Here is a 24,572-nt window from a genome sequence, read left to right on the forward strand (position 1 = left end):
CCGATTTCTACACTCCACGTCCGGAACCCGTTTTTCTCCTGCTCGCTTCGCTCGGATTTCCAGGTGTCTTCAACACCTTTCAATCGGAGTCCGTATACTGGCCTCTTTCCAGACGGGAGGGGGCCTCTTGCTTTCGGATCGGGGCAGTCCCGGCAAGGCAGAGGCAATCAGAAATTTTTTGTGGCGACGGCGGTGTAGATGAACGCCCCGAAAACATAGATGAATGGGAAAACGGCGGCCAGCAGCGCCAGCCTGCCACGCCGCAGGACCATCAGGACCAGCGTGGCGGTCACGCAGACGGGATAGACGTACAGCACGGTGAACATGGTCTGCGAGAAGTGCGCGCCTACCGGGTCCTGCGCGCCGCTGTCGCTGGCAAACAGCGACGCCGCGAGGGTGAAGAAGGTCAGCACCGCTCCCAGAATGAGCAGCGCGATCAGGCCGAGAATGGACCAGAGTTTCATCGTTGCGCCCAGGATAATGGAGAGAATCCTGGGCCACTGGCCAAGCAGGCCCGTCAGGACGAGGTGAGGCCAGTCCAGACAGCAGCAACTCCTGAACCACGGTCATCCACGTTTGCATTCATCGCAGGCGAGGTCAGGCGTCTTCAGGGGATCAACCTGCGCCCAAGCCCCAAAGCTCCGTAAACCCGCGTCGCACCACGTGCCTCCTGACCTCGCCTAGCCTGGGGCCACTCATCACCCAAGGAGGTTCGATCATGGGAGAAGGCAAACCCGAGTCCACCCGCAGCAGCGAGCAGGCCAATCATCCCGCTCAGGAAGGCCGCAGCCCGCAGGGCGGCGTGAAGGACACCAACGACCTGAGCGACATCAAGGACGTGCAGAAGACCGGTATGCAGGAAAAGGCCAGGCAGGCCGAGAACCTGCCGGAGAGCGTGATCGGCACGGACACCCTGAAAAACCCCAATCAGCGCTCGTAGCTGCACCGTCAAGGAGGCGTCAAGATGGGAGAAGGCAAGCCACAGTCACAGGCCGAGACGAATGTCGCGCAGACGGATGTGCAGACCAATGACACCTGGAACACCGGCACCCCCAAGACCCCCAGTGATGCGGAGGCGCAGGGCGTGGTGGACGCCATGAGCGACAAGCACGCGGGGGATGGAGCGGCCACCTCTACCGCGCAGCAGGTGGCCAGCACCCTGGACCCCCGCGCCGAGCGGCAGGGGGGCGATGCGATCAATCCCAGTAGCTTCGGCGGCCTGAAGGATGGGTTGCCAGCCAGCGGCGCTCCGGCCGATCCCGACAAGACGGTGGACGCAGACAAGAAAATCTAGAGCATTTGTCCGAATTGCTGCATCAGAAAAAAGACTTCTGATGCCTCCATTCTCTCCTTCGGAGCTGAATCAGTCCCAAATGCCCAGGAAAATTCGCTCACTCCGTTCGGTCAAAAGCAAACAGCACTTTTGACAGATGCTCTAGAACGCCCGAACCAGCAGCCGGGCCAGAAGCAGAACGTCTTCCGGCCCGGCTTTCGGACATTCAGTCCTCAGAGTTCCATCAGCACATGCTCGGCGCTGAAGCCCGGCCCCATCGCGCTCAGAATGGCGCGGCCCTGCGCCCCCGCCTTGAGCGCCTCCTCCAGCACGAACAGGACGGTGGCGCTGCTCATGTTGCCGTGCTCGCGCAGCACCTTGCGGCTGCTGTCCAGCGTTCCCGGCGCAAGGCCCAGGGCTTCTTCGTAGGCGGCCAGCACCTTGACTCCCCCCGGATGGACGACGAAGGTGTCCACCCCCTCACGCGGCCAGCCGTGGGCGGCGAGCGCCTCGGCGACGTTCTCACGCATCATGCCACGCACCAGGGTGGGGATATCACGGCTGAACCGCACTTTCAGACCGTCGTCCACCACGTCCCAGCCCATGATGTCCTCGCTGTTCTCGATCAGGGTGCTGTACGCGCCGTGGATGGACAGCAGCGGAGGCGGGCCGGGCACGTCCGGGGCCGTGACCACCAGGGCCGCGCCGCCGTCGGCAAACAGGGCGGTGCCCACGAAGTTGCTCTTGGATTCGTCGCCCTTCACCAGCGTCAGGCTGCACAGCTCTGCCGCCACGTACAGCACCCGCCGGAAGCCCGCGCGCACCAGATCGGCGGCCCGCGCCAGCCCCGCCGCGCCGCCCGCGCAGCCCAGCCCCCACACCGGCAGCCGCGCCGCGTGACGGCTGAGGCCCAGCGACTCGATCAGCCACGCGTCCAGGCTGGGCGTGCTCAGGCCGCTGGTGTTGACCACGATCACCGCGTCGATGTCGGCGGGACGCACCTGGGCCTGGGCCAGCGCCTCCCGGCCCAAGCGGGTGATTAGAGCGCGGGCTTCCTCCAGAAACACCGCGTTCTTCTCGCCGAAGCCATGCGGTTCCAGAAACCACGGCAGCGGCCGGGCCAGCGCCCGCGAGTCGATCTGCGCGTTGCTGAACACGTCCAGCAGGTGAGGCCGCGCCGCCATCCGGGGAAACAGCGTGCGGGCGGCCTCGCGGATCTCGGTCTGCGCCACCCGGTACGGTGGGGTTCCGGTGACCAGGGCGCGCAGGACGGGCGGTGAAACGGCAGAACTCATCGGGGCATTGTGGCGCGAAGCGAGGCGGAAAATGTCACTGGATGAGCAAAACGTTCATGCCCCCGCCCACAGGCCTGAGACGGATTCCTTCTGTTTCATCAGCAGACCGGGACACCACCGGTTTGCCAACTCCACGCCCGGAACCCGTTCTCCTCCTGCTCGCTTCGCTCGGATGTCCATCGTTTTCGCAAACGATTCAATCGGAGTCGGGATTATTTCTGGTTCTTCTCCCACTCCTGCCGGCCCACCGCGTCGAGCGCCGTGAAGTCCTCGTCGGTCAGGGTCAGGCTGGCGGCGGCCACGTTCTCTTCCAGGTGGCGCACCTTGCCGGTGCCAGGAATGGGGAGCATCACCGGGCTGCGGCGCAGCACCCAGGCCAGGGCCACCTGCGACGGCGTGGCGTTCAGGCGTTTTGCCACCTCGTCCAGCACGCTGCCGTCTTTGGCCAGGCTGCCCGCCGCCAGGGGGAACCACGGCAGGAAACCGATGTTCTCCTTCTCGCAATAATCGAGCACGGCCTCGGATTTGCGGTTGACCAGGTTGTACAGGTTCTGCACGGTGGAGACCGGGAACACCTCGCGGGCGGCCTCGATCTCCTCTACCGTGACCTCCGAGAGGCCGGCGTGGCGAATCACGCCCTCGTCCATCAGCTCGCGGATGGCCCCAAACTGTTCGTCGCGCGGCACACCCGGATCAATCCGGTGCAACTGCCACAGGTCGATGCGGTCCACGCCCAGGCGGCGGCGCGAGATGTAGGCCTGCTGCTTGAGGTACTCGGGGCGGCCCACCGGCGTCCAGACGTTGGGGCCGGTGCGGGTCAGGCCGGCCTTGGTGGCGATCACCACCGTGTCGTAGGGGTGCAGCGCCTCGCGGATCAGCTCCTCGCTGACGGCGGGGCCGTAGCTGTCGGCGGTGTCGATCAGGTTGACGCCCAGTTCGGGCAGGTGCCGCAGGGTTTCCAGCGCGCCCTCGGGATCGGCGGGATCACCCCAGATGCCGTCGCCGGTAATGCGCATGGCGCCGAAGCCCAGGCGGTTGACGCTCAGGTCGCCGCCAATCTGAAAGGTGCCGCTATGGGCCGCGTTGGGCTGTTCCGCCGTGTGTGCTCTGTCGGTCATGGGTGGTGCCTCCATCGGTGAAGTGTGCGCCTTCTGGGTCCAGGCGGGGAAAGGTCAGGGTTGAGCGTGTCCAGAGGTTTGAGGCGCTGGACTCTCGGCCTCCGGCGCGGCGCAGCTTTCACGGTACACGAACTGCCCCAGCCGCTTGCGGTGACGGCTGCTCCAGTCGATGGTGGGGCGGCTCTGGTCCGCCGGCAGGTAGCCCAGGCGGTACAGCGCCATCAGTTCCAGATCGTCCGGTACGGCCAGCAGGCGCTGGATCTCCTGCCAGTGACGCGGAATCTCGGCCGGGGTGCTGACGAACTGAATGCCCATGCCCAGCTCGCCCACCGCGTTCCAGATGTTCTCGATGGCCGCGCCCAGCCCGAAGACGCTGTAGAAGCCCGACAGTTCACCGGGACGGTATTCGGTCTTGTCCAGCAGCGCGGCCAGCAGCAGCGGGCTGCCGGCCACCAGCTGACGGTTGTCCTCGCCCAGTTTTTTCGGCACGCCCAGCTGACGCATCAGCTTTAAGCCAGCGTCGCTGAAGACCTGCCGCGTAAAGGGTTTGAGGGGTCCCGGCAGATGATCGATGTGGATGCCGTCGCGCTTTTCTTCCATCTCGGCCCCCGAGAAGCGGAAATAGCGGCGGTAGCGCTCGAAGAACAGGCCGGCCTCGATCAGCTCGGTCATGCTTTGGCCCGCCAGCTCGGCCACCCGCCCGATGGTCTGCGGGTTCTCGACCAGCACGAAGCGCCACGGCTGCGAATTGAAGTGGCTGGGCGCGGCCTGCGCCACGCGCATCAGCGTGTGCTGGTGTTCGCGGCTGACCGGATCGGGCCGGAAGGGGCCGTTGGTGGTGCGCCGCCGCAGCATGCCCTCGATCACCGGAGTCGGCGGCGGGGCGGAAGAGGAGGGGGAGGAAGAGGTCATGCAGGCAGGCTAGCCCATCGGGACGGGCACTCTGCCCCGTGCTTCACTGCCCTGCCCCGAGCGTCACCACGCTGCCCACGCGCCCAGCCCGTACGCCAGCGCACAGCCCAGCGCCAGCCGCCAGTGGTCTGCGCGGCCCGGACGGGTGCGCGGCATCCACAGCAGCAGCGCCAGCGCGGGCAGCAGCGCCCACCAGCGCCCACCCCTCCACCCCAGCAGCGCCCCGCACAGCAGCACCCCCGCGCACACGATGAAGAACAGGGCGTGGTGCGGCCAACGGGCCGCGTCCCGGCGCCAGCCCAGTTGCAGCGACAGCCCCAGCCCGCTCAGCGCGGCCAGCAACGCGCCGGTCAACAGCAGGGCAAGGTGTTGAACGCTCACAGCGCTCAGGATAGTCGTCTGCCGGACCCCTGGGCTGCCAGGACCTTCGTCTGGACGCCGCCTTCCCGGTGGGCGTATGGTCTGGGGCGATGAGGCTCCGTCCTGCCCCCACCCTGCTGGCCGCCGCCGCGCTGTGTGCGCTGGGAGCCTGCCGCCGGGACACGCAGGCCGGCCACTCCGAGGACCTGGTGGCGAAGGTGCTGTTCACGGCCACCGGCTCCTACGACGCGCAGGCGGACCAGAAGGAACGTCGGCCCGGCACCCTGCGGCTGGCCGTCTGGAACAACAAGCCGCCGCTGCCCGTCCAGAAGATCGTCCTGTACTACGACAGCGAGGTCCGGCCACGGGCGTGGTTCATGAACCTGAGCGGCGCGCAGTTCACGGCGCAGGCCCTGGCGGGCCAGGGAGCCGCGCAGGTCCAGACCCCACAGGGCCAGGGCTGGCGGCCCGCCCAGGGGACCCGGCTGGAAGACGTGCTGATCCTGCCGACGGGCCAGGGCAGCATGAACATCCTGACGCGCGCCTACGTCACGCAGAGAGAGCCTGAACTGCTGGGGGCATTCGAGACCCGCTAGCATGACTCGGGAGCCCGCCGTAAGTGGGCTGTAGCCTGACGCCGCTCTCTATGCACAGGTCAACCTGAACCGGAGAGACAGATGGCTCCGCCTCCCCGGTTCAGGTCAATACACAGCGGTCTCGGCCAGGTTCAGCCGTCCCAGCAACCGCTCAGTCCGGCTTCATGCTGTGCTTGAGGTCACGGATCTGATCGTGGCTGGCCTTGACCTGGGCGTACTGACCGTCGACGAACGACCGCAGATCGGCGGGAAGGTCCGTGTCGTTCAGCACGTCCTGATAGTTCTGGATCGCCACGTCCTCGCCGCGCTCGGCCTCGGCCACCACGGCGTAATCGCCCTTGCCGGTCACGGCGTCGCGCACGTTCAGCCAGGTGCGGTGCAGGGCCGCGCCCACGCTGCCGCCCTTGTCGGCGTCGCCGCCCATGCTCTGGATCTTGCTGGCCACCTCGCCCGCCAGCCGACCCCGCTGCTGGCTGCGCTCAGAGAACATGCTCTTGAGGTTGGGCGCGTCGGCGTGTTCGGCGGCCTGCGCGAAGCCCTTCTCGCCGTCGCGCAGGGTGCCCAGCAGGTACTGCAGCTTGTCGATGGCCTGTTCGTTGTTCATCATGGTGGTCTCTCCCTTCGGCGCGGCCCAGCGACACGGAGGTCAGGTGGCCCTTGCCGTTGGCCGTCAGGCTAGCCGCGAGGTCTGGGAACGGACTGTGGACGGTCTTAAGGCGTGCCGCATCTGGTCTTGGGAAGACCTTGGCTTTTGCAGAATGCGCGGTTCAGGGAAATCTGCTGTCCATGGGCGCACTAGCCTCTGGGGCATGACCCTGCCCGTCACCCACCCCTGGATTCTGAGGATGGCCTGGTACGACCTGTGCTTCATGCACTGGACCGTGGACGCGGACGCCCTGGCCGGCACCCTGCCGCGCGGCGTGCACCTCGACACCTTTGACGGCCAGGCGTACCTGGGCGCCGTGCCGTTCCGCATGGCCGATGTGGCCCCGCGTCTGCTGCCCGGTGTGCCGGGCCTGAGCGCCTTTCCCGAACTGAACCTGCGCACCTACGTGACGGCAGGCGGGGAGCCGGGGGTGTGGTTCTACAGCCTGGACGCGGCGCAACCGCTGGCCGTGCGGCTGGCGCGGCAGCTTTTTCACCTGCCGTACTTCGACGCGCGGATGTGGGTTTCGCGCCAGGGCGGCGTCACGCGCTACGCCAGCCTGCGGACCCACCACGGCCAGCCACCCGCGCGCTTCGCCGCTGCGTACCGGCCTGTGGGTGAACCCATCGCCGCGCCCCCTGGCAGCCTGGACGACTGGCTGACCCACCGCCTGAACCTTTACAGCGCCGACAGACACGGACGGGTGTACCGGGGCCGCATCGCACATGCCGCGTGGCCGCTGCGCCGTGCCGAGGCCGTGATCCACGAGAACACGCTGGCCGGGTCGCTGGGCCTGACGCTGGGCGGCCCGCCCCACCTGCTGCACGCCGAGGAACTGCGCGTCCACGCCCACTGGCTGGAGCGGGTGACGTAGCAGCCGGACCCACACGGCAACCCTCACACAGCCTTGAGAGTCGAATACAGCGCCCCCAATTGTATTGATTGCAGTTTGCAATCATCTGCCCGACCCGGCATCATGGAGGTGTGAGTGACCCGTCCCCGCCTCCCTCCACCGAGGCCGAGCTGAACAGCCCGGAACTCCGGTTTCTGACGGCATTGTGGGACACCTGGCAGGCGCTGACCACGGTGGGCGAGGCCCGCCTGCGAGCACTGCACGGCCTGGACCTGCGCGGCTTCGTCGCGCTGTCGTACCTGCAGGCCGGACCCCAGCACCCGGCCGATCTGGCCCGCGAACTGGGAGTCCCGCGTTACGAGGTCAGCCGGGTGCTGGCGGCGCTGGACGCGCTGGGAACGGTGACCCGCGAGCGTGGGGACACCGACGGACGCGGCGTGATCGTCCGCATCACCCCGGCTGGCTGCGAGCGCTGGGGGGCGGCCCTGCAAACCATCCGCACCCTGACCGGCCCCGCGCTGGCCCGGCTGGACCACGCACAGCAGCTCACCCTGATCGGAAACCTGCAGGGGGTGGCGCACGCCGCCCTGCAGCAGCCCTCCCCTTCCAGCACGCCCACTCAGGATCAAACCCGCCAGGAGCTATCCCATGACTGAATATTCTGGACGCAAGCCCGCCAACCCTGCCCCCGCCTCCGGCTGCCCTTTCGGCTACGGTGAGCCGCTGACCCACCCGGCCACAGACGTGGCGGCCCTGCCCGCCGTGACCCGCGGCGAGGACGGCCTGTACCACATCCACCGCTTTGCCACGGCCCGCGAGGTGCTGAAACAGGACGGCGTCTCGCAGGCCGGATTCATGTCCGAGTCCTCCCAGAGCAGCGGGCCGTCGCTGACCAACCAGCCGGTGCTGTTCGCCGAGGGGGACCATCACCACGACATGCGCCGCCAGACCGCCAAGTACTTCACCCCGGCGTCGGTGGCGGGCTACCAACCCATGATCGCCGGACTGGCCGACAAACTGGTGGCCCGGCTGGCGCGCGACGGTGAGGCCAATCTGGACGACCTGAGTCTGGTGCTGGCCGTGGAGGTGGCCGCGCAGGTGGTGGGCCTGACCAGCAGCGTGCTGCCAGGGCTGGAAAAGCGCGTGATGAGCTTCGTGGAAAACGGTCTGGACAGCCAGCCGGGAGCCGCGCAGAGCATGGGCCGGGGCAAGCAGACCCTGATGCAGACGAATGTGGCCTCCTTCTTCCTGCTGGACGTGAAGCCCGCCATCGCCGCGCGCCGCCGCAAACGCCGCGACGACCTGATCAGCCACCTGCTGGACCGCGACTACAGCGACATCGAGATCATGACCGAGTGCCTGACCTACGCCACGGCGGGCATGGTCACCACCCGCGAGTTCATCAGCGCCGCCGCGTGGCATCTGCTGCAGCACCCCGAACTGCGCGCCGATTACGTCCACGGCACCGAAAAGGAGCGCCACGCCATCCTGCACGAGATCCTGCGGCTGGAGCCGGTGGTCCGCACGCTGTACCGCCGCGCCAATGAAGACCTGACGCTGGACGGGCAGACCGTTCCAGCCGGCAGCGTGATGGCCCTGCACATCACCGACGCCAACACCGATCCAGACGTGGTGGGCGAGCCCGCCAACGCCCTGTGCCCCATGCGCCCACTGCCGCGCGGCGTGCAGGCCCCGGTGCTGGCCTTCGGCGACGGGCATCACCGCTGCCCCGGCGCGTTCCTGGCGATCCGCGAGAGCGACGCCTTCCTGCGCCGATTGCTGATCTGGAACGACGTGGAAATCGTCACCCCGCCCACCGTGGGCAGCAACGAGACGGTCAAGGGCTACGAGATCCGGAACTTCAGGGTCCGGCTGGGCCAGGGGCGCGGGGCCAGCGCGAAAGCCTGAACGCACTTGACCTGAAGGGAAATGAAGAGGGGGCAGCGCAGTCGTTGATGACTGCGCCGCCCTCCGCTCGTTATTTCAGCCTGAGCTGCCATTCGGTGATGGCCACCCACGGCTTGAAGCCCAGCGCCACGTTGATGCCCAGCATGGCGGCGTTCTCCTCGGCGTTGTTGGTCTGGATCACGCGCGCTTCGGGAGCGTTTTTTGCGAGATGGTCCAGCATCAGCGCCTTGAGCCATTTCCCCAGACCCTGCCCGCGCGCCTCAGGGCGAACGGCGGTCGAGCCCTGATGAACGATGGCGGCGCGTTCAGGGGCCCAGGACACATCGGTGTACCCCACCAGTTCGCCGCTCCGGACGTCTTCCACCGCGATCAGCAGGTCGCGCTCCCCGCTCTGCGCCGCATTCTCCTGCCAGCCCCGGATGGTCTCGGCGGTGATGCGCCAGTCGTCCATCTCCAGTTCGCCTTTGGGGGCCGAGTTCATGACCATCATCAGGTCGGCCACTCGCTCCAGCTCCTCTTCCGGAATGGGGCCGTCCCAGAGGTGCAGGCGGTACGGCTCGCCCGCGGGCCGGCTCAACCACTGCGCCACCAGGTCAGGATCGACGGCAGACAGCTGCAGACGGCTCTGACGCATGGGCAGGGCAGGCTGGGCGCCCAGCAGCCGGGCGAAGGGTTCGCCGCCGGGGTGACGGTCCGAGGTCACGAAGGTGAGGGTGCGGCGCGTTTCACGGCGGGCCAGCTCCTGCAGCGCCGCCGCCAGCGCGCGGCCCAGCCCCCGGCGGCGGCGCTGCGGATGCACCACCAGTCGGGCGTGGGCCAGGTGGGTGTTCTGCTGCGTGTCGTAACTCAGGCTGCCCCACCCGGCGGCCTGCCCACCGTCCCAGACCACGACATGCTCGGCCCGCTCGCCCGGGGTCAGGTGGGTCAGCGCCAGCGCCTGCTTCTCGGCACTCAGCGGCGGCTCGGCGGGATAGGCCCAGGCGAAGACATCGACATTCAGCTGACCCACCGCCAGACGCTGTTCAGGCGGCGCAGCAGCGGGATCGAACGGCGTCACGGTCACGTCAGTCAGGATCATGCCTCAGTGTGAGGCCACCGTGTCAGCCGCACATGGGCCAGATGGCGGAGAAGCTTCGGTCAGGCAAAGGCCAGCGGCAACTCCACCCGCACCCCGCCCACCTCACGCCCGGCCCAGTTGTGCAGCGCCGTGGGGGCCAGGGCGCGCAGCTCAGGCGTCAGGGGCACGCCCAGCGCCTCCAGCACCGCCAGGGCCACATGGGCCCGCGCCCGCTCGCCGCCGTCCATGATCTTGAAGGCCACGCCCAGGGGCCCGCGTGGGCCGCCCCGCAGGCCCATGCCGTAAAACGCCTCCGCGCCCATCTTGGCCACCAGCCCCGGCACCAGCGGCATCAGGGTGGTGTCCAGCCTTCCGGGTCCGGCCACCAGGAACGGGTGTTCGGTCATGGCCGCAAAGATGCGTTCCAGCGCCTGCGCATGTTCACCCGAGGGCTGCGCCAGTCCCGCGAAAATCCGGGCAACAGCGGCCAGCGGCAGTGCGAAGGCGGGAACGCTGCACCCATCGGTGCCCGCCTCCACCTGTTCGAGATCAACCCCGCCCAGTTCGGCGTGCAACTCGCGGATGCGGACTTGCAGCGGATGGGCGTGTTCGGTGTAGCCCTCTTTCGGCCAGCCGCCGAGCACGCACGACAACAGCATGCCGGCGTGCTTGCCCGAACAGTTGTGGTGCAGGGGCGTCGGAGCCTCGCCCGTGCGAATCAGTTCTGCCGCCACCGCCGGGTCAAACGGCGGGTGCGTGCCGCATCGCAGGTCAGCCACGGTGCTGCCGGAACGCTCCAGCAGGCGCAGCACCGCCAGCCGATGCTCGGCCGTTCCGGCGTGGCTGGCACAGGCAATCGCCAGCTCATCCGCCGGCAGGTCCGGGGCCGCCAGGGCCAGCGGCAGCGCCTGCACCGGCTTGCTGCTGCTGCGCGGAAACGTCACCAGATCGGGATCACCGCAACTGGCGACGGGCATGCCCCCCGCGTCCACCACGGCCAGATGAATCTCGTGGATGCTCTCATCGACGCCGCCGCGCGTGAAGACCACTCGGGCCACCTGGGTTCCAGTCTGTGTCATGCCCCCCAGACTAGCCCCACAGGCGCCCAGCTTGACTTCTCCGGCCCTGACCTTTAATCTTCTGTCCGCTGGTCCGCCAGCCTGATGGTCCGCCAGTTCAATGGTCCGGTAGTGTAGCGGTTAGCATATCTGCCTGTCACGCAGAAGGTCGCGGGTTCAAATCCCGTCCGGACCGCCAGAATAGAGAAGCGCCCCCTGAACAGGTGGGCGCTTTTTCATGCTGGCCTGATCGGTCTTCTGCCCACGCCTGGGCGGCTTCCACCTTGGTTGGCGCAATCCAGCGACGATGCGCCTGGCCCTCCACACGGCGCTGGAAGCGCTGGCCCCTGCAGCGCAGAGCATAACCCGGACTCTCTGACACTCTCTGCGCGCGCTTTGACGTATCATGCGCCCGGTTTCGCACGGCGTCCGTGAGCAAGTTTCCGTTGATCCACGGCTCCGAACCCCGCGCACGGCGAGCCTATCCCCAGCTCCGGAGGAGGACGCCCGAACGTGACTGCCACAAAATCCCCCCTGACCACCCCTGCTTTTTCCATTACCGACGCCGCCGAGCTGTACCAGGTGCCCAACTGGAGCGGCGGCTGGTTCCGCGTGTCCGACCAGGGCGAGATGGAAGTCACGCCCGCTCCCGGCCTGCACGCCCCGCTGCGCGCCATCGTGGACGAGATCGTCGAGCGCGGCGAGAGCCTGCCGGTGATTCTGCGTTTCCCGCAGGTGATCACCGGGCGCGTCAAGCACCTGAACGAGGCTTTCCAGAACGCCATCGCCGAATACGGTTACAGCAACCACTACCAGGGTGTGTTTCCCATCAAGGTCAACCAGCGCCGTGTGGTGGTCGAGTCCGTGGCCGCCGCTGGCTACGATTACGCGCACGGGCTGGAAGCCGGCAGCAAGGCCGAACTGGCGCTGTGCCTGGCCCAGCGGATGCACCCCGACGCGCTGCTGTGCTGCAACGGCTTCAAGGACGACGGTTTTATCAAGCTGGCCCTGTGGGGCCGCACGCTAGGCAAGAACGTGGTCATCACCATCGAGAAATTCAGCGAACTCGACCGGATCCTCAAGCAGGCCCGCGCCCTGGGCGTCAAGCCGGCCATCGGCGTGCGCTTCAAGCTGCACGCACGCGGTTCGGGGCAGTGGGAGGAATCGGGGGGCGATCAGGCCAAGTTCGGCCTCAACGCCTACGAACTGCTGCGCGTCGTCGAGCGCCTCAAGGAAGAGGACATGCTCGACAGCCTGGTGATGCTGCACACCCACATCGGCTCGCAGATCACCGACATCCGCCGGGTCAAGGTGGCCGTGCGCGAGGCCACCCAGACCTACGCGGGCATGATCGCGGCGGGCGCAAAATTAAAGTACCTGAACGTGGGCGGCGGTCTGGGCGTGGACTACGACGGCTCCAAGACCACCTTCTACGCCTCCATGAACTACACCGTGCGCGAGTACGCCGCCGACATCGTGTACACCATTCAGGAGGTCTGCAAGGCCCGCGAGGTGCCCGAGCCCGTGATCATCAGCGAGTCGGGCCGCGCCCTGACGGCGCACCACGCCGTGCTGATCATGCCGGTGGTGGACGTGACCGGCCCCACCCGTGACCTGGAAGACCTGGCGCCCGCCAACGAGGACAGCCACCAGATCGTCAAGGACATGGAAGACGTGCTGGAAAACATCACGCTGCGCAACTACCGCGAGTCGTACAACGACGCGGTGGGCGACAAGCAGACCCTGCACAACCTGTTCGATCTGGGCTACGTGACCCTGGCGGATCGGGCACGCGGCGAAGCGCTGTTCAACGCCATCCTGCGCCGCATCGCCAAGCTGGTTCAGAACGAGAAGTACGTGCCCGACGAACTCGAAGACCTGCAAAAGGTGCTGGCCGACAAGTTCATCTGCAACTTCTCGCTGTTCCAGAGCCTGCCGGACAACTGGGCGATTCAGGCGCTGTTTCCCATCGTGCCGCTGGACCGCCTGAACGAGAAGCCCACCCGGCAGGCCACCATCGTGGACATCACCTGCGACAGCGACGGCAAGATCGACAAGTTCATCGACCTGCGCGACGTGAAGTCCACCCTGCCGCTGCATGAGCCGGGGGACCGCCCGTACTACCTGGGCACCTTTTTAATGGGCGCGTACCAGGACGTGCTGGGCAGCGCCCACAACCTGTTCGGCAAGGTCAGCGAGGCGCACGTGACGGTCAAGCCGGGCGGCAAGTTCCACATCGATCTGTTCGTGCGCGGCCAGAAGGCCCGGCGCATGATCGAGTCGATGGGCTACGAGGAACCCATGCTGCGCGACGCTATCGAGGATCAGGCCGACGCCGCCATCAAGCACGGCATCCTGACCGACGATCAGGAAAACGAGCTGCTCGACGACTACGGCGAGGAGCTGCTGGGCTACACCTACCTGGAATACGAGGAAGGCTGAGCTTCAGCCACTTCGGGACGGCGAACCTTTCATCGGGTTCGCCGCCGTATTTGGTAGGCGGCAGCCCTGGTCTGGAGCGGGGTTTAGAGCAGTTGTCCGAATGGTAGAAGGCTGGAATCATAACCGACATGCCTGATATGAGGGGCGTCCGGGGCGTATCCCCGGACGTATGCAATCACCCTCACTCAACAGTTTCCGCTGCCTCAACCTCGCCTGTCCAACTGCTGGACAGTCAGGTCTCGGGAATATTCGTCACCGCAAGTGGTACGACACGCGCTCGGGGCCGCGCCGGTTGCTCCGCTGCTCGACCTGCGCCCAGGAATTCAGTGAACGCAAAGGCACCGCCCTGTGGAACGTAAAGCTCCCCTGTGAGCGGGTGGAGAGCATCGTGGAGCACGTGACGCGCGGGAACAGCTTCAAGCAGACCGCTGAACTCACCCACACCCACCGCACCACCGTCTCCCGGCTGGCGTGCATCGCAGGCGAACACGCTGCGCGTGTTCACGATCAACACGCCCAAGATCTGCACGTAACGAGCCTCCAGGCCGATGAACGGCACGGCTTCGTGGGGCGTAAGGATCAGCCGTGCTGGGAGGCTACGGTCATCGACCCATGCTCAAAATTCATCGTCCAGAACGCTCTGGGGGCGAGAACGACTGATCTGGCCATGCGGTTGCTGTTCGGCGCCCGTTCACGGCTGCACGATCCACATGGCATCGTGCTCTTCACCGATGGCTGGCTTCCATATGAATCGCTGTTCCCAGCCGTGTTTGGACGCCCCTTCCAGCCCAAGCGTCAAGGGAAGCGTGGACGCTTCCCCAAACTTCAGTACCGCATTCCCCGGACTTCAGGGCACGTGCGCATCATCAAGACGTCTCAGGGCAAGCGGGTGGTGGACATCCGCATCGAACGCGCCGCTGGGAGCCGGCGGCGCGTCGACCAGGAACTGGCCTCTCTCGGCTACAACACCCCCAACACCTCGGCGGTGGAACGGCACAACGGGACGGCCCGGCGCATGAATCCACACCAGGTCCGCAGAAGCCTCGCGTTTGCGAGGCTTCCCCACGTCCGTCAGACGGTCAGCGATCTGGTGGGCGGGGTCTACAACTTCTGTCGGGTGAACCGGAGCCTGCGAGTCAAGTTGGATGAACCGATGGGGCGTCGTCAATATGCGCAACGGACGCCAGCAATGGCCATCGGGATCACGGACACGGTGTGGAGCGTGCTGCGCCTACTCGGCACCGTGGTCATGAAGAACCCATGTCGGTCATGATTCCAGCCTTCTACCGTCCGAATTACAGCATCAGAAAAGGAGACTTCTGATGCCTCCATTCTCCCAACTGCTCGTTGAAATCCACTCACTCCGTTCGGTCAAAAGGAAACAGCTCTTTTGACAACTGCTCTAACGCGGCGGCGCACCGGGAAGGTCCACCGCCTGCACCGGGACCGGCTCGCCGAAGCGCGGGTACTTGCTGCCCAGGCTGGGCTTGCCGCGCCCGCACAGCACGGTGATTTTGGGCAGGCCGCCGCCCTGGATCTCGGCCAGCGCCAGCCGACCGGTCTCGTAGGCCCCCATGTCGATGTACAGGTGCCGGCCCAGCCGCGCGGGCACCGGCACGGGGGTGTGTCCGTGGATGCTGTACACCACGCCCTCAGGCATGGCGAACGGCCCCTCGAAGGGACGCAGCCACAGCGCCGCCGTCAGCGGATCCGGGTACTGCTGATGGCGCACCGGCGGCGAGGCGTGCGCGATCAGCACGCTGGGCAATGCGGGCGGCTCGGCATGCACCGCGCCGTCCCCGGTGACGTAGACCACCCGGTCCAGGTCCTGCAGATACTCCTCCAGCAGCGGCGGGAACTGCTCCAGCGTCAGCCCGCCCAGTTCGCTGCGAACCGTCTCTCCGCCCGCCCGCATCCACGACCGGAAGCCCTCGATGGCGCGGCGGTAGTCGCCCATGTCGTGGGTGCCCAGGTACTGCCGGTACCAGCGCAGGCCCGACGCCGCCATCAGTTCGTGGTTGCCCATCAGCAGCGTGGCGCGGCCCTCCTTCTTCAGGGTCAGCAGCTTTTCCACCACCTTCATGCTGCGCGGCCCCCGGTCAATCGCGTCGCCCAGACACACGAAATGCGCCTCCGGGTACTGGGCCAGGGTGGCGTCCAGCAGGTCCGGCCGGCCATGTAGGTCCGGCACCACCACCACCTGACGGGTCACGGCCCCTCCTCCTCGGCCTCATCCACAAAGTCCAGCAGCGTCTGCTTGCTGCGTTCGCGCAGAAGGCGGGCACCGTCCGGATCAGGCGTGAAGGTCACGGTGCCGTCCGCCACGCCCACCCGGTACGCCGCGCCGTCCGCCGCCTGGGGCAGCCACTCGGCGGGCAGCTGAAAGGTGCGGCCCTGCGTGTCCTCCACGTCGGCCAGCCCCGCGTCCTCGTCCAGCACATCGATCACCAGCAGTTCTTCGGCGTTCACGCTCATTGGGGGCAGTCTAGCGCCCCGCCTCTCATCCCTCGCCCACCTGCACCGTTCGGAGGACGCCTTGCCCCCAGCAGGGGGGTAGGCTGCGGGCCATGTCTGCCTCCCGCCTGCGTGGCCCCCTCCTGACCCGCCGCCGCGTGCTGCGCGGGCTGGCCGGTGGCGGGCTGGGCACCCTGGCGCTGGGGGGAGCGGGCGCGGCGCAGGCCTACCGCTTCGGCGTGACGCGCCACACCCGCGCGCTGCCGGGGCTGACGCGGCCCGTGCGGGTGGCCCTCCTGACCGATCTGCACTACGGCCTGTTCATCTACGGCGGCAGCGTGCGCGCCTGGGTCGACGCCACCAACGCCGCCAGGCCAGAGCTGATCGTGCTGGGCGGCGATCAGATGGATTACCGCGCCGATGAACCGCCCACCGGCCTGCTGACCGAGCTGAAGCGGCTGAAGGCCCCGCTGGGCGTGTACGGCGTGTGGGGCAACCACGACTACGGCAGTTTCGGCAAGTACTACAGCCCGCACTACGGCCCGCGCCGCGACGACTGGCCGCAGGTCCGCGAGAGTCTGCGCGCCGCCTACGCGGAGGCCGGGGTCACCATCTTGCGGAATGAGGGGCGCCGCGTACGTGAGGACCTGTATCTGGCCGGGGTGGATGACCTGTGGGAAGGAGAGGTGGACCTGGGCGCGGCGCTGGCTGGGAAACCGGTGCAGGGAGCAACGCTGCTGGTCAGCCACAACCCCGATCTGCTGCCGGACCTGCCCCCCGGCCCCGGCCTGGTGCTGTGCGGCCATACCCACGGCGGCCAGATTCGGCTGCCCCTCATCGGCGCTCCGGTGGTGCCCAGCCGATATGGGCAGCGCTACGCGATGGGCTGGGTCACGGGGGCGCACGGCACGCCCGCCTACGTCAGTCGGGGCCTGGGCCTCAGCGGCGTGCCGCTGCGCAACCTGTGCGAGCCGGAAGTGGCCCTGTTCACGCTGACACCGGAGACCTGACGACAGGCCGCCCATAAAAGAACCCTCTCTGTGACGAGAGGGTCAGGGGCGGGGGTCCGTTCCTAGCTTTCGGTAAAGGCTCCCAGCGCCCGGAAGCGCGCCGCCCGGCCCCGCTTGAGTTCCTGCGGCGACTGTGCCATCAGCTCGGCCAGGTGGCGGCCCACGGCCTCGCCCACGGCGGCGGCGGCCTCGTCCATGTTCAGGTGCGCGCCGCCGGTGGGTTCGGGGATCACCTCTTCCACGATGCCCAGTTCCAGCAGGTCGGGCGCCGTGAGTTTCAGGGCCTCGGCGGCCAGCGGGGCCTTGCTGGCGTCTTTCCAGATGATGCTGGCCGCGCCTTCCGGCGAGATCACGCTGTACCACGCGTTTTCCTGGATCAGCACGCGGTTGCCCACGCCCACGGCCAGCGCGCCGCCGCTGCCGCCCTCGCCGATCACGGCGCAGACCACCGGCACGCGCAGGTTCAGCATGCGCCGGATGCTCTCGGCAATCGCCCAGCCCTGGCCGCGCTCCTCGGCCTCCAGGCCCGGATACGCGCCCTGGGTGTCCACCAGCGCCACCACCGGCAGCCCGAACTTCTCGGCCAGGTCCATCAGGCGCACGGCCTTGCGGTAGCCCTCGGGGTTGGCGCTGCCGAAGCGGCGCTTGATCTTGGTCTTGGTGTCGCGGCCCTTCTGCTGCAGCAGCAGCATCACGGGGACGCCCATCCAGCGGGCCGGGCCGCCGATCAGCGCCGGATCGTCGCCGAACCGGCGGTCCCCGTGAAGCTCGGTAAAGCCGGTGCACAGCCGCTCCACGTAGTCCAGCGCGGTGGGCCGGCCGGGGGCGCGGGCCAGCGCCACGCGCTCCCAGCGGCTGGGCGGCCCGCCGGCCTCGCGCAGCCGCTGGACCTCCACCTTCAGCGGCGAGATGGAGGCGTCCAGGTTCTGGCCGGTGCGCTCGGCGGTGGCCTCCAGATCGCGCACGCGGGCTTCGAGTTCACGCAGGGCCTCAGGGCTGCCGGTCACGCGCTCGCCCCCTGGCGGGTCAGGAGGCCCAGCAGATTTGCCAGATACGGGCGCTGCTCACGGCGGTCCACCACGGCGTCCACCATGCCGTGCTCCAGCAGGAACTCGGCGCGCTGGAAGCCCTCGGGCAGGTGCTGGCGGATGGTCTGCTGAATCACACGCGGCCCGGCAAAGCCGATCAAGGCCCCTGGCTCGGCCACGATCACGTCGGCGATGGTGGCGAAGCTGGCCGTCACGCCCCCGGTGGTGGGGTCCGACAGGACGCTCACGTAGGGCAGTCCCGCCTCGGCCAGGGTTTCCAGCGCCACGGTGGTCTTGGCCATCTGCATCAGCGACAGCGCGCTTTCCTGCATCCGTGCCCCACCGCTGGCGGTCACGATGATCAGCGGCGTGCCGTGTTCGGCGGCGTGCTCGGCGGCGCGCGAGATTTCCTCGCCCACCACGCTGCCCATGCTGCCGCCGCTGAAGGCGAAGTCCATCACAGCCAGCGTCACCGGCAGGTTCAGGAGGGTGCCGCTGCCGGTCAGGATGGCGTCGGGGCGTCCAGTCTTGGCCTGCGCGCGTTTCAGGCGGTCCGTGTACGCCTCGGTGTCGTGAAAGTTCAGCGCGTCCACCGGCTGCACTCGGCCCGACAGCTGCACGAAACTGTCCTCGTCCAGCAGCACGTCCACGCGCTGGGCGGCGTTCAGCCGCAGGTGGTGGCCGCACTTGGGACAGACGTAGGCCGCGGCCATCAGATCGCGGTTGTAGATGCTCTCCTTGCACTCGGGGCAGTGGGTCCAGAGCTCGGGCACGTCCGCGCCCGTCTGTTGCTGTGGGCGGCGGCGGCGGAAAAATCGGTCAAGCGCCATGCGGTTCAGTCCTCCAGGGGTCCATCGTTACCGCCGCATTCTAACGGCGTGACCGCCGAACAAATACACCGGGTCCAGCAAACGCCGGGGAAAACGGGCCGGGCGGTCAGGGGCGTGCCCTGAACGCCGCCCCGAACTTGGGGAATCAAAGCTTCTTGTCGAGCCGGATCTCGCCTGCGGCGGCCTGCGTGACCGGGATCTCGCCCAGCCGGGTTTTCAGGTAGTCGTCCAGCTGCGCCAGTTGCAGGTTCATGTCGCGCTGAAGCTCGTCGATCCGGCTGTGGACCGCCCGCAGTTCGTTGCTGGTCTCCCCGGTGCCCAGGGCATTCAGGCGGGTGTCGAGGTGACTGCGCAGCTCGGCAAAGCGGCTGCCCTCCTGACTGTCCAGGCTGAGGCGCAACGTTTCCATGTCGCGCAGCAGCTTGGCGGTGTCGGCCTGGGCGCGCAGGTTGCTGATGCCCGCCCAGAAGTAGAACAGCAGCGCGGCGAAGATGGCGGTCAGCAGCATGATCAGCCCGATGGGGGCGGTGACGTACTGGATGAAGCCCAGGTTCATGGGCTGCAGCGCCATCAGCGAGCCGAAATTCAGCACGGCGAAAATCAGGAGGAGGACGAGACCGGCGATCAGGACAATTGTCCGCATGGTCTGAGCTTAACACCACGCTTCCCCTGACCCGCGCGGGCGGCTTTGCGAGACTTTTACACTCCGCACTTTCACACCCCGCGCCGGCCCCGGCGGATATCACGGTTCTCACCCGCACGCAGGCGGTATCCTGTGGCCCTATGTCCCTCGTCGTGTTGGTTACCCTCCCCCCCGAACGGGCGCATGACCTGGCCCGCACGCTGGTCGCCGAGCATCTGGCGGGTTGCGTCAACATCCTGCCTGGCGTCCAGAGCGTGTACCGCTGGCAGGGCGACGTCGCCGAGGACCCCGAGAGCATGCTGCTGATCAAGACCAGCGGCGAGAAATACCCTGAACTCGAAGCCCGCATCAAGTCCCTTCACCCCTACGAGGTTCCCGAGATCCTGGCCCTGCAATACGACCGCGCCCTGCCGGAATTTCAGACCTGGCTGCGGGAAGCGCTGAGTCCGTGAGCTGAGGACAGAGGCAACGGGAACAAAAGCCCGCCTGACCTCTTCCGCTGCGGCCAGATGGGCCAAGAACACGAAAAACCCCGCCGCGCGGTGGGCGGGCGGAGCCTACAGGTCGCTTGCGCTGAGGGCGGTCAGCCCTTCTGGGCCGGGGTGGTGACCTCCACGGCGGTCAGGGTCTGCGTGACGCGGTAGGTGTGCTGCACCCCTTTCGGCACGCAGTAGCTGTCACCCTCTCCCAGCATCAGGGTCTGGCCGTTCATCTTCAGTTCCACCTGACCGCTGATCACGTATCCCAGCGTCTCGTAATCGTTGGCATGGGGCTGCTTGTCGGCGGTGTCGGCCGGCTGTTCGTTGTGCCACAGGCGCATGCTGCCCTGCTGTCCGGCCACCAGATGGTGCTGGCCGTCCTGACCATGCGTGGTTTCGCTGCGGCTGACTTTGTACTGCTGGCTGTCGCTGTTCTGGGTCATGGCCTCACTCTCACCCCTGACCCGGCACGCGGCATGATGGGGGGTTAAGCGGGCCTTCACCGGCACTTCGCCGGGGCTTTAGGTGAGGTGACCCTCAGGCCGAATCCCACCCCCCTCCAGAGCAGCCTGGAGCGGGGCGAAGAAGCGCCGTACCTCGGCGTTGGCCCCCGGATGGCTCAGGGCGTGGGCCAGCAACCGGGCGGCCTCGGCGGGGTCGCCCCGGCTGTGGGCGCAGGCGGCCAGTCCCCCCAGCAGTTCAGCGTGCAGCGAGGGCGAGTCATGTTCGTCGACCAGCGCTCCGGCTTCCAGGTAGTGGGCGCGGGCCACCTCCACACGGCCGCACAGGTGCTCGGCGTGGCCCAGATTCAGCAGGATGTTGGCAATCTCCCAGACCTGGGCCGCGTCCTGCGCCTCCCGCAACAGTTCCCGGCCCAGGCGGACGCTGTCCTCGCCCTCGCCGCGCAGCAACTGCACCCAGGCCAGCCCCATGCGGTTCAGGATCTGGCCCTCGCGGTCGCCGTGGTCCTCGTGCAGGTGCAGGGCCGCGCGCAGGCCCGCCTCGGCAGCCTCCAGCAGACGGTCCTCGGTGTCGATCAGGGCGGCGGTGTTCAGCAGCAGCGCGCGGGTCAGCGGCTCGTGGTCCGGCCCCAGCACCTGCAGCGCACGGGTGTTCAGGCGGCGGGCCTGCGGCAGCTGATCCAGATAGATCAGGCTGCGGGCCTGACCGCCCAGCGCCAGCGCCAGCAGTTCCGGGGCGCGGCGCGCGGCGCGGCTGCGGGTCAGCAGAGTCTGGGCCTGACGGTAGGCGTCCAGCGCCGCCGGGTACTCGCTGCGGCGGTGCAGGATCCGGCCCTGGACCAGCAGGGCGCCCGCGTGCTGCCGGGCGGCAAGGCGCGGATCGGCCTGCACCGCCGCAGTCAGGGCCGTGGCCGGTGTGTACTCCCCCAGGTGCTGCAGCGTCCGCGCCAGCGCCAGCCGGGCCTCGGCCAGCCGCGCAGGTGGCAGGGCCGGGGCGGCCCGCGCCGGACGCTGGAGGCTGTGGGCGCTGGAGCGCAAGACCTGCTCCAGATCCGCGCGGGCATCCAGAAAATAGGTGCGCGAGATGCGGTAGGGGTTCAGAGCCACCACGGCGTTCACCAGTGCCGCCTCCGGGCCGACGTCCGGGACACCGCGCCGCAGGAGCCCGGTCAGCAGCGAGCGCAGCGGCAGGTAGGCGGTGTCCAGCCGGGCCAGCCACTCGCGGTGCTGGGCCGGACCGGGCCAGGCCAGGGTGCGGGCCAGCACCGCGAGGGCGCGGCGACGGGCGGCCCGCCGCACGGGCGGCAGCGTGGAGTCCGGCTGAGTGTTTTGCGGCCCGCTCAGTTCCAGGCCCCCCGCCAGACGGTACAACCCCCGGCCGACGGAGACCAGGTAGCCGTGTTGCTGCAAACCCGCCAGCATCAGCGGCGAGGCTCCGCTGACCGCCTGCGCCCACGGCAGGCTGAACACGTCGCTGAACAGTTCCAGGGCCGTCAGGGCGTGACGTTCCGGCGCGCCCAGCGGCAGCCCCCCCGCCCATCTGGCATGCGGCGCCGGGCGGGCAAGCAGGCTCTGCAGCAACCCGCCGGACGGGTCGATGGTCAGCGTCCGCAGCGCGTCCTGCAGCCGCGCCGGATCTCCCCTGACCCAGTCGGCGGCGCGTTCGGCCAGCCCCTGTCCGTCACCGGCCAGCGCAGGGGCGAGCGAGTTCAGGGCCTCGGCGACCACGGCGCGCTCCAGCAGCGGCAGCGCCAGCACCTGCTCGCCGGGCAGGCCCAGCGGGTGCGGCGCCGTGACAATCACGCGGGTGCCCGGCGCGAAGCTGAGCAGGCGTTCCAGGGCGGCGCCCCCCACCCCCGGCGGCAGGTCGTCGAGCAGCAGCAGCGTGGGCCGCCGGGCCAGCAGCCGGCCCACGCTTTCCAGCCCGCCCAGGTCGGCCGGGTGCCCCAGCAGGGTCTGGGCCAGCCGGCTCAGCAGTTCCTCGGTGCGGCCGATCCCGGCCAGCGAGACCGCCCACGCCCCGCCCGGAGCGTCATGGGCGCCTTCCATAAGGAGCTGCTCGGCCAGCCGGGTGCGCCCCCGACCGGCCGGCCCGGTCAGCACGACCACCGCGCCGCGCTGTAAGGCCTGCGCGGCCCTCTGGAACAGCGCGGCGCGGCCCCACAGGTAGGGACGGTTGTAATGCGGCGGGCGGGTCAGGTGACGCGCCGCACTCCACTGCCAGTCGGTGTCGGGCGCCACCTCGTCAGCCTGGGCGCTGTCCAGATCAGGGGGCTTCAGCCTCCGCTGGACCAGCTGCAGCGGGTCCTCATGGCGCAGCCGGGCTTCCAGCAGCAGCGCGCCCAGCCAGCGCCCGATCTCGGCGGGTACGCCCCTGGACCGCTGGGCCAGCCAGGTCTGCACCGGCCCGGCCAGCGGCGCCCCGCACAGCAGCCCTCCCAGCGCGCCCACGGCGCTGTCCGACAGCGGCGGCAACACAATGACCGGACGGGCCGGGTCCCGTCCAGCCGCATCAGCAGGCCCCGAGGCCGGCGCGACGCGGCCCACCACACAGATCCGGGCCGCCGCCCGCAGCGGTTCGATGGCGTTCAGGGTATGGGGATCAAAGTCCTCGGGGCGGTCGAGCAGCAGCGCCAGCGGCTGGTCTGAAGGCGGCAGCATGTCCGGCAGAAGCCGCGGCGCGTCCTCGGCGGCCGTCAGGCCATCCAGAGGGGGCCGGTGCCCCGCAGGCCCATTGACCGGGTAACCATCAAGGGTGGCCGTCGCCCACGCGCCGTACTGCCGGAGCCGGCGGCTGCGGTTGCCCTGGATGGACAGCGTCCGGTAGCCCAGCAGCTGCGCGGCCCGGTCAGCCACCTGCAAGAAGGCACTCAGGCCGCCGCCACGGCCCGTGCGGACCTCCACCAGCGCTGTGCCGTGTGCGGTGTTCAGCGCCGCCTGCAGACGCGTGGTCAGCTGTCCCAGGGCCTCGTCACGCTCCAGCAGACGGGGGTTGTGGTCTGGCGCCCCGGCACCCTCATCGTCGCTTACCAGGCGCCCCCGCCCCCGCCGTTTGGCCGCGTATAGCCGCCGGTCCACCCCGGCCAGCAGGCGCTGCGCGGTGCTGCCGGGCATGATCCCGGCCAGACCGGCACTCAACCGCAACGGCCGACCCGGCCGGGCCGCCAGCGCTGCCATCACCGCGCTGGCCCAGCCGGCCAGCTGCGCGGCATCCACCGGGGCCAGCACCGCGAACTCGTCCCCACCCAGACGGTAGGCCTGCCAGCCGGGATGCAGGTGGCCCCGCAAGGTGCCGGCCACCTCCACGAGGGCAGCGTCGCCCGCCGGGTGCCCCAGGGTGTCGTTGATCAGCTTGAGGTAGTCCAGATCGCACAGCAGCAGACTGCCGTGGCCCCGCGCGCACAACGTCTCAAGGTGCTGAAAAAACGCCTGCCGCTGGGGCAGCCCGGTCAGATCGTCGGCGTGCTCTGGGGCGTCGGAGCGGAAACCGACCCCCAGCTTCAGGGCGGGGTCTTCAGTCACGGACCAACGGCCCCGGGCCACACCGGACCGCAGGGCACACCGGTTTCAGGGAGGATCAGGACGACAGACTTCATCATGCATTCATCTTATGGGACGTTCTGGCACCGGACCGTGACAGGCACCAGCGTAAAGATCCGGGCTTCCAGGCGCTGCGGAGCCAGTTCAGCCCAGCATTCACCAGCCTGGCCTCCGGGACTCACCCCTCCCCCACCGGACGGGTCAGCCAGGCGAGGTACGCCGCCCACACGTTGACCACGCCGGCTCCCAGATGCCACAGCGGCAGCTCGCCGCCCACAGCCCAGGCCACGGCGGAGCATGCCGCCAGCGCGTTGAGCCCCACCCCCACCCGGTAGGTCAGGGTCTCGTGCGGGGTGTTGTACATGGGCGTGCGCGCGTGGGGGTCTTGCATGGAGGTGATGGCCTCTGCGTAGCGGATCAGGGTCAGGACGCCGTACACCAGCAGCAGTCCGGCCAGCAGCATCACCGCCAGCCCCAGGTAGCGGCTGACGTGTTCGTAGTCCAGCGCCCCCAGCGTGAAGTGCGCCAGAGAGCCCAGAATGCTGGTCAGCGCCAGCCCCAGCGTGCGGGGCGTGCTGTAGTTGGGGGGATCGCCGAAGGCGGGCATAG

26 protein-coding genes and 1 tRNA gene are annotated in these 24,572 nt (G+C 68.4%); 11 read left to right on the forward strand and 16 right to left on the reverse strand.

Translation table 11 applies throughout. From position 1 onward, the window contains the following. Positions 1-167: 167 nt before the first annotated feature. Positions 168-464, reverse strand: coding sequence for a hypothetical protein (locus tag FHR04_RS04695; RefSeq protein WP_139401206.1), 297 nt, complete (start codon positions 462-464; stop codon positions 168-170). Positions 465-718: 254 nt separating this feature from the next. Between FHR04_RS04695 and FHR04_RS04700 the strand changes: the two genes are divergently transcribed. Together FHR04_RS04700 and FHR04_RS04705 are read left to right on the forward strand one after the other, a co-directional pair. After that, positions 719-940, forward strand: coding sequence for a hypothetical protein (locus FHR04_RS04700; RefSeq protein WP_039684623.1), 222 nt, complete (start codon positions 719-721; stop codon positions 938-940). Positions 941-964: 24 nt separating this feature from the next. Next, a complete protein-coding gene (locus tag FHR04_RS04705; RefSeq protein WP_139401208.1) occupies positions 965-1,294 on the forward strand; it encodes a hypothetical protein in 330 nt (109 codons plus the stop codon). Positions 1,295-1,506: 212 nt separating this feature from the next. Here FHR04_RS04705 and FHR04_RS04710 read toward each other — a convergent pair whose 3' ends face one another. The 4 genes from FHR04_RS04710 to FHR04_RS04725 form a co-directional block, all read right to left on the reverse strand. Beyond that, on the reverse strand, positions 1,507-2,568 hold the full coding sequence (locus tag FHR04_RS04710) for a type III polyketide synthase (protein WP_139401210.1): 1,062 nt from the start codon (positions 2,566-2,568) through the stop codon (positions 1,507-1,509). Positions 2,569-2,780: 212 nt separating this feature from the next. Continuing rightward, complete coding sequence (locus FHR04_RS04715; protein WP_170213856.1) at positions 2,781-3,686, reverse strand: aldo/keto reductase; 906 nt, start codon at positions 3,684-3,686, stop codon at positions 2,781-2,783. Between the two features lie 54 nt (positions 3,687-3,740). Next, the gene (locus FHR04_RS04720) at positions 3,741-4,598 is read right to left on the reverse strand and encodes a nitroreductase family protein (RefSeq protein ID WP_052195439.1); all 858 of its coding nucleotides are present in this window, start codon (positions 4,596-4,598) and stop codon (positions 3,741-3,743) included. Positions 4,599-4,661: 63 nt separating this feature from the next. After that, positions 4,662-4,979: a hypothetical protein gene (locus FHR04_RS04725; protein ID WP_039684632.1), complete on the reverse strand. Its 318-nt coding sequence runs from the start codon at positions 4,977-4,979 to the stop codon at positions 4,662-4,664. A gap of 89 nt (positions 4,980-5,068) precedes the next feature. Between FHR04_RS04725 and FHR04_RS04730 the strand changes: the two genes are divergently transcribed. Next, positions 5,069-5,554, forward strand: a complete 486-nt coding sequence (locus FHR04_RS04730) for a hypothetical protein (protein ID WP_249038986.1) — start codon at positions 5,069-5,071, stop codon at positions 5,552-5,554. A 151-nt stretch (positions 5,555-5,705) separates the two neighbouring features. On the opposite strand, the gene FHR04_RS04735 is transcribed toward FHR04_RS04730, so the two are convergent. Then, a complete protein-coding gene (locus tag FHR04_RS04735; protein WP_139401214.1) occupies positions 5,706-6,161 on the reverse strand; it encodes a PA2169 family four-helix-bundle protein in 456 nt (151 codons plus the stop codon). A 202-nt stretch (positions 6,162-6,363) separates the two neighbouring features. Here FHR04_RS04735 and FHR04_RS04740 point away from each other — a divergent pair, with 202 nt between their 5' ends. The 3 genes from FHR04_RS04740 to FHR04_RS04750 all read left to right on the forward strand — a co-directional run bounded on the left by FHR04_RS04740 (position 6,364) and on the right by FHR04_RS04750 (position 8,961). Continuing rightward, positions 6,364-7,074, forward strand: a complete 711-nt coding sequence (locus FHR04_RS04740; protein ID WP_249038987.1) for a YqjF family protein — start codon at positions 6,364-6,366, stop codon at positions 7,072-7,074. Between the two features lie 110 nt (positions 7,075-7,184). Continuing rightward, the gene (locus FHR04_RS04745; RefSeq protein ID WP_170213857.1) at positions 7,185-7,709 is read left to right on the forward strand and encodes a MarR family winged helix-turn-helix transcriptional regulator; all 525 of its coding nucleotides are present in this window, start codon (positions 7,185-7,187) and stop codon (positions 7,707-7,709) included. Next, the gene (locus FHR04_RS04750; RefSeq protein ID WP_039684639.1) at positions 7,702-8,961 is read left to right on the forward strand and encodes a cytochrome P450; all 1,260 of its coding nucleotides are present in this window, start codon (positions 7,702-7,704) and stop codon (positions 8,959-8,961) included. Before FHR04_RS04745 ends, FHR04_RS04750 begins: the two co-directional genes overlap by 8 nt. Positions 8,962-9,031: 70 nt before the next feature. Here FHR04_RS04750 and FHR04_RS04755 read toward each other — a convergent pair whose 3' ends face one another. Then, positions 9,032-10,039, reverse strand: a complete 1,008-nt coding sequence (locus FHR04_RS04755) for a GNAT family N-acetyltransferase (protein WP_139401218.1) — start codon at positions 10,037-10,039, stop codon at positions 9,032-9,034. Positions 10,040-10,098: 59 nt separating this feature from the next. Further along, on the reverse strand, positions 10,099-11,097 hold the full coding sequence (locus FHR04_RS04760; RefSeq protein WP_139401220.1) for an asparaginase: 999 nt from the start codon (positions 11,095-11,097) through the stop codon (positions 10,099-10,101). Between the two features lie 102 nt (positions 11,098-11,199). Between FHR04_RS04760 and FHR04_RS04765 the strand changes: the two genes are divergently transcribed. From FHR04_RS04765 to FHR04_RS21160, 3 genes are all read left to right on the forward strand, one after another. Next, a tRNA-Asp gene (locus tag FHR04_RS04765) sits at positions 11,200-11,275 on the forward strand. A 314-nt stretch (positions 11,276-11,589) separates the two neighbouring features. After that, positions 11,590-13,518, forward strand: a complete 1,929-nt coding sequence (gene speA, locus FHR04_RS04770) for a biosynthetic arginine decarboxylase (protein ID WP_375782566.1) — start codon at positions 11,590-11,592, stop codon at positions 13,516-13,518. Between the two features lie 169 nt (positions 13,519-13,687). Continuing rightward, positions 13,688-14,791 carry an IS1 family transposase gene (locus FHR04_RS21160; RefSeq protein WP_211344170.1) on the forward strand — a complete coding sequence of 368 codons (1,104 nt, stop codon included), beginning with the start codon at positions 13,688-13,690 and terminating at the stop codon, positions 14,789-14,791. A 129-nt stretch (positions 14,792-14,920) separates the two neighbouring features. Here FHR04_RS21160 and FHR04_RS04780 read toward each other — a convergent pair whose 3' ends face one another. Beyond that, complete coding sequence (locus FHR04_RS04780; RefSeq protein ID WP_039684643.1) at positions 14,921-15,730, reverse strand: metallophosphoesterase; 810 nt, start codon at positions 15,728-15,730, stop codon at positions 14,921-14,923. Then, complete coding sequence (locus FHR04_RS04785) at positions 15,727-15,993, reverse strand: hypothetical protein (RefSeq protein ID WP_039684645.1); 267 nt, start codon at positions 15,991-15,993, stop codon at positions 15,727-15,729. The genes FHR04_RS04780 and FHR04_RS04785 overlap by 4 nt, the downstream gene beginning before the upstream one ends. A 92-nt stretch (positions 15,994-16,085) precedes the next feature. Here FHR04_RS04785 and FHR04_RS04790 point away from each other — a divergent pair, with 92 nt between their 5' ends. After that, positions 16,086-16,982: a metallophosphoesterase gene (locus FHR04_RS04790; protein WP_139401222.1), complete on the forward strand. Its 897-nt coding sequence runs from the start codon at positions 16,086-16,088 to the stop codon at positions 16,980-16,982. 62 nt (positions 16,983-17,044) lie between these two features. Here FHR04_RS04790 and FHR04_RS04795 read toward each other — a convergent pair whose 3' ends face one another. The 3 genes from FHR04_RS04795 to FHR04_RS04805 all read right to left on the reverse strand — a co-directional run bounded on the left by FHR04_RS04795 (position 17,045) and on the right by FHR04_RS04805 (position 19,483). Next, on the reverse strand, positions 17,045-17,989 hold the full coding sequence (locus FHR04_RS04795) for an acetyl-CoA carboxylase carboxyltransferase subunit alpha (protein ID WP_139401224.1): 945 nt from the start codon (positions 17,987-17,989) through the stop codon (positions 17,045-17,047). Next, a complete protein-coding gene (gene accD / locus FHR04_RS04800) occupies positions 17,986-18,840 on the reverse strand; it encodes an acetyl-CoA carboxylase, carboxyltransferase subunit beta (RefSeq protein ID WP_039684649.1) in 855 nt (284 codons plus the stop codon). The genes FHR04_RS04795 and accD overlap by 4 nt, the downstream gene beginning before the upstream one ends. Before the next feature lie 145 nt (positions 18,841-18,985). Next, positions 18,986-19,483: a LapA family protein gene (locus tag FHR04_RS04805; RefSeq protein WP_139401226.1), complete on the reverse strand. Its 498-nt coding sequence runs from the start codon at positions 19,481-19,483 to the stop codon at positions 18,986-18,988. Positions 19,484-19,623: 140 nt separating this feature from the next. On the opposite strand from FHR04_RS04805, the gene cutA reads away from it, so the two are divergent. Next, the gene (gene cutA / locus FHR04_RS04810; RefSeq protein WP_039684651.1) at positions 19,624-19,935 is read left to right on the forward strand and encodes a divalent-cation tolerance protein CutA; all 312 of its coding nucleotides are present in this window, start codon (positions 19,624-19,626) and stop codon (positions 19,933-19,935) included. A gap of 131 nt (positions 19,936-20,066) precedes the next feature. Here cutA and FHR04_RS04815 read toward each other — a convergent pair whose 3' ends face one another. From FHR04_RS04815 to FHR04_RS04825, 3 genes are all read right to left on the reverse strand, one after another. Continuing rightward, positions 20,067-20,405, reverse strand: coding sequence for a cupin domain-containing protein (locus FHR04_RS04815; RefSeq protein ID WP_139401228.1), 339 nt, complete (start codon positions 20,403-20,405; stop codon positions 20,067-20,069). 78 nt (positions 20,406-20,483) lie between these two features. Next, positions 20,484-23,945, reverse strand: a complete 3,462-nt coding sequence (locus tag FHR04_RS04820; protein ID WP_139401230.1) for a diguanylate cyclase domain-containing protein — start codon at positions 23,943-23,945, stop codon at positions 20,484-20,486. A 196-nt stretch (positions 23,946-24,141) separates the two neighbouring features. Further along, on the reverse strand, positions 24,142-24,570 hold the full coding sequence (locus FHR04_RS04825) for a hypothetical protein (protein ID WP_039684658.1): 429 nt from the start codon (positions 24,568-24,570) through the stop codon (positions 24,142-24,144). Positions 24,571-24,572: the final 2 nt, after the last annotated feature.

Source organism: Deinococcus radiopugnans ATCC 19172 (assembly GCF_006335125.1).
GTDB lineage: Bacteria > Deinococcota > Deinococci > Deinococcales > Deinococcaceae > Deinococcus > Deinococcus radiopugnans.